This is a genomic window from Aeromonas sp. QDB68 (assembly GCF_027707405.1).
GTDB classification, from domain to species: Bacteria; Pseudomonadota; Gammaproteobacteria; order Enterobacterales; family Aeromonadaceae; genus Aeromonas; species Aeromonas caviae.
This window is the reverse complement of sequence record NZ_JAPCIQ010000161.1, coordinates 1-5,149: the sequence shown is the minus strand read 5'-3', so window position 1 is coordinate 5,149 and position 5,149 is coordinate 1. Positions and strand designations below refer to the sequence as shown.

The following is a 5,149-nucleotide window of genomic DNA, read 5'->3' as shown; positions in this document are numbered from 1 at the left end:
ACCGACTGTTTTTGTTCAGTGCCTTGGCCATCGTCTTGCTGACGCTGCTGGGTAAGGCTGGAGACAGTGTCGGTCTAAATAACTGATCCTAATAGTGCTACACCTTTGCTGTGCCATAGCCATTCCCCGGGAAAGGAGACACGGTATCCATGAAGTGTTTCACTCGAGCCAGCAGGTTGGCCATCCCTCTGCATTGATGATTGCGCGTGATGGTTTCATGCAACTTGTGCCACAGCCGTTCTATGTGATTAACCCAAGGACTGTAAACTGGCTGGAATACCAGGCAGAACTTAGGGTTTTTCTTCAACCATCGCTCGGTCTGTTTGCTTTTGTGAATGATGTAGTTATCGAGGATCAGCGTGATGGTTTTGGCTCGTCGGTAGTGGCGACGCAGCTTTTCCAGCATGGCGATAAACAGGGATGAGTTTTTCTTTATCCCACTGACGTAAAGCACTCTTCCGTTGCCTGCATGGAGAACGCCTGCCAGGTAATGTTTCGCGTTCTGTCCCGGCGTGACAACCCGCTTTTGCTGCGCTCTGAACATCCAGTCGGCTCCTAATTTGGGATTGAGGTCTATATCGACTTCATCCTCATAAAACACCGGATTATCGGCATCACAGCGGGCCAGCGCAGCGTCGATATCCGCCATTTTCTCCAGATAGGCTGGGTCTTTTATCCGCAAGGTCGGCACGGGCCTTCGCCAGACAATGCCCATACGAGGTAACCATCGGCGGAGCGTGGAGGCTGCCACATTGAGGCCTGTTAACCGATTGATTTTGATAGCCAATAGTTCGGTACACCAGCGGCTGCGCTGATAACCAAAATCTTGCGGAGAAAACTGCATGAGCAGCACCAGTAAAGTGACAATCTTGGCAACAGGTAAGACTGGGGCACGGCCAGCCGGTAAGGCTTCTAGCGCATCTATGCCTTCATCTCGATACCATCGAAGCCAACGGCCGATGGTCGAGCGAGCAGCGCCGGTAAGGTGATGAACATCAGTGACCGTGCGTCCTTCATGTAACAGCAAGATGGCCATCAAGCGACGAGCATGCCCTTTATCACGGGTGGCATGGATGATTTTGTGAATGCGGCGCCGTTGTGGTCGTGGCAGAGGTGGTAGGATAGGCATCAACTCAGTCCTTTGGGTGTGGCTTGTTTTGTTTAGCGACTAATGAGATCGCACAAACTGGACTGAGTTCCCTTCCTCCAGTGATCTACTATTCGGAACAGCTATTTAGAGAGAACGATCAAGGTCAATACCAGCAAGAGCCGAACCTATTCGTTCTTTCGGCAAGGGGTCATCTATTACCAGTTGCTGCCTAAAATGAAAGAAGCCAATGCGGTCTTGTTGATGGATAAATTTATCTACTACCTGAAGCAACACCGCTTATATACCCGCACACTTGGAATTATTTGAGTCTCTAAAAATGAGGGGATCTCTGAGCGTTTAGCCCACTTGCCAATGGTCTTAGTTTTGAACCCATCAACCACCGTCATCCACATTTTGATTGGATTTCTTTCCTTCTTCAGGGACACTGCCGCCACAAAGGTGTCTTGCAAACGGTACCACAACCCCGCTTGCCACCACGGCGTTCACTGCCCCAGTAGACATCATCGAGTTGAATGATACCGCTGATGGGATGCTTGTCGTCAGACTCCTTCATCGCTTGCAGCAGCTTGTGCTTGAGCATCCAGGCGAGATCTCCGTCGCTCGTTGGTAGAGACGGCGATGTCCCGGTTCAAACAGCTGATGGTGGGAAGAATCAGTCAACGAAACTACAACGACCAAGTGGGGGAAGTGATGGCGTATGTGAGTGTGATAAACAAACTGCTCAGGCTGCTTGATCCGGGACTGTCCGATCTTGTCAGGACACCTCATAACGTGTGCATCCGGTGTCAGTTGACATACCGGGCCCATTAGCTATGTTCGGTTCACATGGTACTGTGTTCATAGGACGCGTGATGGAATCAACAGTTTTTAGGTGTGGTCGTGGCCAGGGGGTATACCTGCCCGAGGCCGTGGCCCTGCCAGATGAGGTCACGCATGTTGAGATCGTCGTGGTTGGTCGTACTCGCATAATCACACCTGTAGGTGAGTCCTGGGATAGGTGGTTTGATGAGCCTTGTATGAGCGCCGACTTCATGGCCGAACGTGAGCCAACCGCCCAGGAGCGAGAGAAACTCTGAGGTCCAGCAGGGTAACTGAGTTGCGTAGCTGAGAGGGATTGTTTTTATATATATAGATAAAGCGTATCCCTCTCACCTGAAAAGTTGAATTGCTATGGCTATCATTCTCGCGTAGCGAGGATTGTTCATAGATCTGTCGGTACTCGTCCCCCCCAGGCAGGATAGCTCAGTAGCCATTTTTTCTAGGTTGCACCACTGGTCGTGGTGCATGTGATCCAGTTTTCTATCTGACCAAGCTGTCCACTGGTCTCTCCTCAAACAGCGTTGTCCAGTCGATGCAATCCCTGGGCTACCTGAGACACCGGCGTCAGCAGATACTTCACTGTGTCGGCGAAAACAGTACTAGGGAGGGTGCGAATAAGCACCCTCCACAACGAAACAGAAAAATTTAGTTCATTAAATTCAAATGCTTACAAGGGCGCATTTTTATGTTTGGTGACTTATTCGCACCTTCCCTAGAATAGTTTTGTCGTCTAGAGTGGTTGCAGTCACAGTCAATACAATGTGTCGGTCTGCATATCTCCATATCTTTGACTTTTGTGAGCTGAATATCGGTAGGTGGATAGGGCCTTCAATATTTCTTTACGTCAAAATTCCATATAGTCCGGGCAATTAGTCAGATGTGGGCTACTCGCCCACAACTGTCAATGCTCTAAAACCGCTAGCCAGAGAGAGGTTCCCTTGGCTAGCCTGTTCAATGTGGTTGCTCCACCACATCATCATTATCACTCGTTGCTCAAAGTAATCTGCACGATTATAGGCACGGCGGATCTCGTTCTCGTCTGCGTGAGACAGTGCTGCCTCGATGGCATCAGGGTTGAATCCCTGTTCGTTTAGAGTGGTGCTACCCAGCGAGCGCAAACCGTGGGCCACCAGTCGTCCGCCATAGCCCAGTCGCTTGAGGGCGGCATTCGCGCTCTGGTCGTTGATGTGGCCGAGTGGATCACGGTAGCCAGGGAACACGAAGGGGCGGTGGCCACTAATCGGTTTCATCCGTTCCAGCAGGGATATTGCTTGTGGTGTCAGAGGGACTCGGTGCGGACGTTCCTTCTTCATCCGATCTTCAGGGATGTTCCAGACTTTGGCATCGATATCGATCTCATCCCAGCGAGTACCTGCGGATTCGCCTGGGCGAACCAAGGTATGCAAGCTCCATTCAATTTGGCAGCGTGTTGTGAGGTCTAACCTCCCATTTGCAATGTCTGCCATCAGATGTGGCAACTCGGCTGGCTTGAGGGTCGGCATGTGCTTTTTGGTGGGTTTCTTGAATACCTTACGAATGGCAGAGCAAGGATTAGCCTGGAGAAGGCCATGATTGACGCTATAGTCGAGAATTTCGTTAATCCTCTGGCAGAGGCGACGTACAGTCTCATGTTTGCCATCTGCTTCAATTGGGCGAAGAATTTCAATAACTTTAGGCGCACGTATCTGGTCTATGGGCATTGAGCCAATGAAGGGCAACACATAGAGTTCAAGGGAGCGCCACGAATCGGTGGCATAGGCGTCTGTCACATTGTGGCGTTTCAATTCCAGCCATTTGCACGCCATGCGTTCGAACGTGTTGGCACTGGCTTCTCGCTTGGCTTGAGCTGTGGCGATCTGTTCTTCTTTATGGAGCTTGGGATCAATGCCTTGGGCCAGTAGGGTGCGGACTTCTCGCCGCCGCTCTCTAGCAGCGGCAAGGGAGACTTCTGGATAAGTACCAAATCCCATGTTGGTGCGCTTTTTATCGGCTGGTTTTTGGTACTTGAAAACCCATCTTTTCCCTCCGTTAGGCTTAACTCTCAGCTCTAACCCTTCCCCATCAGGCAAGGTTAACTCTTTGATGTCTGCTTTGGCTGTTTTCACTTTAGTGTCAGAAAGCCGGTTTGTTCCTGTCTTACGCGTCTTCTTGTCCATGCCGCCTCTTAGTACCACTGAATTTAGTACCATCGCCCTTGTGGTACTAGTAATGGTACTAAATGAGCTGGTTTCTGGCGACTTCCTCGGACTACTGAGGACAACAAAAAACCCGCAAAGCCTTTGGCAATGCGGGTTTCTGTACTTCTTCGTTCCCGGCCGGAACATGATTTGGTGGAGCTGGGAGGAGGTGACAACCAATCTTAAGTTTATCATTTCAGATCAATCGGTTAGATGACCTGTTCCAGCGAATCATTCTGTGACCCTTTGATATGACACCAAAATTTGGACGCCAGTTCAACTCCTTGCAAGGATTGTTTTATCAACTTGCGATGGCGATCTCTTTCGTAATCAGGTTTCACATGGGCATAATGAGCCTAATGTACAAGGAGGTTATAATGGAACCAATAGACTTAGCATCTACTCTTTCAGATGAGCACTGCGTTGATGGTGCTGAGCAGCCTCAGCAGATTTCACGCAATGATTACTTGCAAAGGCTCGCTGAATATTTTTCTCTTGAACAAAAAATTGATGTGGTTATATATTCTGGAAATATAGGTTCGCCAGCTGACAATAATTTTAGGGATGTTTTATCTAAGAGCAAAAAAAATGACAAGGTTGTTTTGTGGCTTTCGACATACGGTGGGGTTCCAGACTCTGCATATAGAATGGGTCGTGCATTACAGAGTCAATACAATCATATTACGGTTTATGTTGATAGATATTGCAAGAGCTCTGGCACTCTGCTCGCATTGGCTTCAGATGAGATTTGCATGTCTGAAAGTGGTGAGTTTGGTCCATTAGATATTCAGTTGTTAAATAAAGAAGAGTCTTATGAGAGAAACTCTGGTCTAGATTCTTTTCAAGCATTAAGCACATTAGCTGAGCGTAGTAATGAAATAATGCGAGCTCAGTTCATGGATCTTAGAATGGGTGCGAGACTTAGCACTAAACAGGCACTAGATGCAGCAACGAAGGTTACAATAGGGCCTGTCTCTTGATCAGATCTTGATCCCCTGCGCCATCAGATCCTTGGCGGCAAGAAAGCCATCCAGTTTACTTT

General features: G+C 49.0%; 4 protein-coding genes and 3 pseudogenes. 4 read left to right on the top strand and 3 right to left on the bottom strand.

What is annotated here, in order from left to right; genetic code table 11:
- Window positions 1-97: 97 nt before the first annotated feature.
- Complete coding sequence (locus PG892_RS21585; protein WP_270825832.1) at window positions 98-1,129, bottom strand: IS630 family transposase; 1,032 nt, start codon at window positions 1,127-1,129, stop codon at window positions 98-100.
- Window positions 1,130-1,234: 105 nt separating this feature from the next.
- On the opposite strand from PG892_RS21585, the pseudogene PG892_RS21580 reads away from it, so the two are divergent.
- Window positions 1,235-1,417: pseudogene (locus tag PG892_RS21580) on the top strand (IS4-like element ISAs18 family transposase); the annotation flags it as partial.
- 26 nt (window positions 1,418-1,443) lie between these two features.
- On the opposite strand, the pseudogene PG892_RS21575 reads toward PG892_RS21580, so the two are convergent.
- Window positions 1,444-1,703, bottom strand: a pseudogene (locus tag PG892_RS21575) (IS1595 family transposase); the annotation flags it as partial.
- A gap of 2 nt (window positions 1,704-1,705) precedes the next feature.
- Between PG892_RS21575 and PG892_RS21570 the strand changes: the two are divergent.
- Together PG892_RS21570 and vapB are read left to right on the top strand one after the other, a co-directional pair.
- Window positions 1,706-1,921, top strand: a pseudogene (locus PG892_RS21570) (hypothetical protein); the annotation flags it as partial.
- Window positions 1,922-1,923: 2 nt separating this feature from the next.
- Complete coding sequence (gene vapB, locus PG892_RS21565; protein ID WP_333563690.1) at window positions 1,924-2,187, top strand: type II toxin-antitoxin system VapB family antitoxin; 264 nt, start codon at window positions 1,924-1,926, stop codon at window positions 2,185-2,187.
- Window positions 2,188-2,814: 627 nt separating this feature from the next.
- On the opposite strand, the gene PG892_RS21560 is transcribed toward vapB, so the two are convergent.
- A complete protein-coding gene (locus tag PG892_RS21560) occupies window positions 2,815-4,086 on the bottom strand; it encodes an integrase domain-containing protein (RefSeq protein ID WP_119196844.1) in 1,272 nt (423 codons plus the stop codon).
- A gap of 398 nt (window positions 4,087-4,484) precedes the next feature.
- Between PG892_RS21560 and PG892_RS21555 the strand changes: the two genes are divergently transcribed.
- Window positions 4,485-5,087 (top strand): SDH family Clp fold serine proteinase, encoded by a 603-nt coding sequence (locus tag PG892_RS21555; RefSeq protein WP_270825828.1) that lies wholly within the window; start codon window positions 4,485-4,487, stop codon window positions 5,085-5,087.
- The last annotated feature ends 62 nt before the right edge of the window (window positions 5,088-5,149 follow it).

What these genes read in the sequence shown, in the direction of transcription:
- PG892_RS21585 (WP_270825832.1), bottom strand. Translation starts at nt 1,129, where the DNA reads ATGCCTATCCTACCACCTCTGCCACGACCACAACGGCGCCGCATTCAC.
- vapB (WP_333563690.1), top strand. Translation starts at nt 1,924, where the DNA reads ATGTTCGGTTCACATGGTACTGTGTTCATAGGACGCGTGATGGAATCA.
- PG892_RS21560 (WP_119196844.1), bottom strand. Translation starts at nt 4,086, where the DNA reads ATGGACAAGAAGACGCGTAAGACAGGAACAAACCGGCTTTCTGACACT.
- PG892_RS21555 (WP_270825828.1), top strand. Translation starts at nt 4,485, where the DNA reads ATGGAACCAATAGACTTAGCATCTACTCTTTCAGATGAGCACTGCGTT.